The sequence below is a fragment of the Algoriphagus sp. genome, assembly GCF_013373065.1.
Classification (GTDB): Bacteria; Bacteroidota; Bacteroidia; order Cytophagales; family Cyclobacteriaceae; genus Algoriphagus.
Genome location: NZ_JABXIN010000021.1, coordinates 1 through 3630 on the forward strand (window position 1 = coordinate 1; position 3630 = coordinate 3630).

At 37.1% G+C, this 3630-nt stretch carries 2 protein-coding genes; both read right to left on the minus strand.

Features of this window, described 5'->3' with window-relative positions:
• Nucleotides 1-1556: hypothetical protein (locus tag HWE15_RS13575; RefSeq protein ID WP_290508088.1), on the minus strand; the 1556-nt coding region annotated here is incomplete at its 3' end.
• Nucleotides 1557-1768: 212 nt separating this feature from the next.
• On the minus strand, nucleotides 1769-3630 hold a 1862-nt coding region (locus HWE15_RS13580; RefSeq protein ID WP_290508089.1), incomplete at its 5' end, for an ion channel.

Genomic DNA, 3630 nt, shown 5'->3' on the forward strand with positions numbered 1-3630 from the left:
GCCACCGACCAACGATAAAGAGGCAAGGCGGTAGCCATAAAGAATTTGGGTGCTGTCTTCCCTTGTTCTTCTAAATACAACTTAAAGTCCTCTGAGGCTAAAAGCGCTGGCTTCTTCTCATCCAAATACACTTCGTGTATACCGGAATCTTTGTTGACATACTTCAAAAAGAAGCGGTACCGATCCATGATCCGGTTCTTACCGTGGCTATCCCAGTGATTAGGGAAGAAAAGGTAGATGAGAGCAAAGGCTAAAATGACATAGATAGAGAAGGTTATGGCTTTGGAAGGTCGGGTTCCATAATCAGAAAATAGTTTCAAGAACTGATTGATCTTTATGGTAAAGTATAGATCAAAAGAAGGGTTTTGGGTATATTCATATACTAAACGTTCCGTTTCAAGGTCTTTGATTTCAAGGTAGATTAGGTTAGCACTCTGCGTATTGTGTGTTTTTTTAAAATGCTCATAAAGCTCAGAATATCTCTCCTGTTCGCTTAGAAATACCTGAGGACTACTTATTCTAGTGGAGTCAATGAAATTCTCTATGTTATCATTTCCATAGATAAGAGGCATAATATCGATAGGACCAGTCATATTCGTAAAGAACTTGCCATCTTCACGAAAGTAGAGATAAGGAATAGTCTTTTTATAGAATTGTTGCCAGTTTGTTTTTAACTCCTCAACCCGATCAATATTCATTAAAACATATCCTTCAAATCTATTTTCTCCAAAATATAAACTCCGATTATTATATATCCTTAAGGAGACATTCTCTCGAAAATGGTTATTCTGAAAAGTGTGAGAATAAGAAGAATCTGAGTCTATACTTACAATGTCGGTGAAATGATTATCAACTAATTCCATTGCCCCTCCATTGATATTAAGCTCTGTTGGTTGTTTACCATAAAGCATGTTTGAGATCGCTTCGATTTCATTGCCCTTCAAATTGATGCTAACACCATTTACTCCAGACCTAATCAATATGCCTTTTTTAAGAACCGAATTTTGAACTGCAATTTCTGAATTGGTATGAAGAAACCAGCCGTGAATTAGTCTGTCTCTTAGATCATTGGTTTTTTTATATAAAGAGTCTGCAGGATTACCCCCAGAAACTTTTCTAAGAGAAGTTGTAAAGTAAGCCTCTGACTGAAATGTACAGGCATTGAACAAGACTGAAAACGTATTTTCGAAGGTTACCTGTTTCTGAAAGTTAACGCGATGAAATCCTGACTTGGTAAAAACTGCTTTACCATTAATTGAATCGCCTTCGTTGACTATAAATTGTACGTTGTAGAATTCTAAGGCTTTGTTGATATGAATGGAATCTACGGGCTCCCATAGGTCAGGGACTCCGCTGGTCTCGGCATAAATGGAATGTCTCAGATCCGTTTTCAAATTGAATTCAATAATGGCATCTCTAAGTACGAATAAGGTGTCTTCTTCATCCTCAATCATTTGAAAGAGCTCGCTGTAGGAATACTTTTTGTATCCAATGTCTTCTTGTGCAGTTGAGAGGAATGATAGCAAGAGGCCAAAGGCCATAAAAAGATATCGCATAATGGTTGAAGTTGATTTTAAGATAACTCGTAATCAGGGAATAAGGAAATTAATTTTCCGTACCGTCATTTTGAAGGAGAGCGATTCTCGATAGAGAAATTATAAACCGAAAGAGCCTGCCTATGCCGGCAGGCAGATCTCCCTTTTCGCTTGACGAATTCTTTTTATAATCAAGGGATTGCCGCGCTGCGCTCGCAATGACGTAAAGCGATTTAGTTGAGCAGCTGCGAAATCAAACTCACAGAGAATATGGTCAACATAAACCAGCCAATAAAGCCCTGAATAATCGCTAGGTAACGTGGTAGGCCTTTGATCGGAATCTCACCAAAGCCGAGGGTGGTAAAGGTGTTGATGCTCAGCATTAGTGCATTCAGCATTTTGATAAAGATGTCGTAGACAATAGCGATTAAGAAAGCACCAATAATCAAGACAGACTTTCCTGCTTTCTTGGAGTCTTCTGTAGAGGACCAGGTTCCTTTAAGTACGTCAACCTTGGATAGCAGCCAGGAAAAAGTTCTAGTACCCGCCACCGACCAACGATAAAGAGGCAGGGCAGTAGCCATAAAGAAACCGGGGATTTCTTGTTTGGACTCGAGCATATAGGCTCTGAAGTCTTCTGCTGCCATCATCTCCTCCCGCTTTTCATCCAAATAGACTTCATGGATCCCACTATCCTTTTTCATGTATTTGGCAAAAAAGCGATACCGATCCATGATCCGGTTCTTGCCATGACTGTCCCAGTGATTAGGGAAGAAGAGGTAAATGAGGGCAAAAACAATGATGACATAGAAGGAGAAGATGATGGCACGGGCAGGTTCAGTGCCATAGGCTGAAAAGGTCTTGAGAAACTGATTGATCTTCCAGGTGAAAAAGCTTTTGAAGCTAGGATCTTTGCTATATATATGGGCCAATCTTCTTGTCTCAGTATCTTTTAATCTGATATAAACTAGATTTGCTGACTCAGAATCATGCTTTGTTTTATAATAAGTATGGAAGTTAGCAAGAGCGTTCATTTGAGCTAGAAACGCTTCATCGTTTGAGACGAGACTATCCTGAAAGTTTTCCAGATATTTTAGTCTATACTTAGGATTTTTAATTCCATAATAATAAGTATCTACTTCTTTCTTGATGCTTTCTCCATATTGTAAAGTTGGTAAGCTCTTTTCGTAAGCATCAATATCATAGAGCTCTTTTGGAAACTGAGACCATCGAATATCGATGTTTTGAGCAGTTAGAGGTTTAGCATCTATCAGTAAGGAGCCTTCAAACTTGTTGTTTTTGAAGTTGATATTCGCATCGGTTTTTGTATCAAATATTATTTCCGTATTTCTGCTAAAAAAGGAATTGCCTTCAATATTTAAAAATGTGGAGTAATTGGATAGTACATGCTCAGAAAAGACTTTATCTTCTGAAGTAATTGCATCTGTTTCTATTTTAAGGATTAAATTGTTAAATACATTATCCTGAATTGTTCCTTCTTTACCATAGATTGTACCAAGGTTCATGCTCTCCATTGATTTTGAACCATTGATTTCATTTGAAATAATAGAAAAAAAATCACTGCTCACATGAAAACTTCCATTAAATGTATTTTCAATCAACATTAGTACATCATTGATAGATTTGATTTTTACTTTCAGGTTATTCGACTGAGAAAAACGTGCAGTTTCTTCAAAGAGGCAGTTGATAACTAGAACTCCACCAGGCAGGGAAACACTCTTTTTAAATCTGATATTATTGAGCCCTACCCTGTACTGAAATGTTTTGAGCTCGGTGAATTCTACCTTAGAAACCTCTAGTCGCTTATTTATTGTCCTTTTATTATTGGTTCTTGGTTTTAAAGTACCCGTAGAAAAGTCAATATCAATTATAAAATCCTTATCTGTTTCAGGGTTAAAAATGATTCTTGCATTTTCCAGTTTAAAGACCGTATCCTCCTCATTCTCTATCATTTTAAATAATTCAGTATAAGAAAACTCCTTATATTCAATGTCTTCCTGTGCAAGGGATAAAAAAGGAAATAAAAGACTTAGGACAAAAAAATATTTTCTCATAGTGTTAAAGCTTTTTTCTA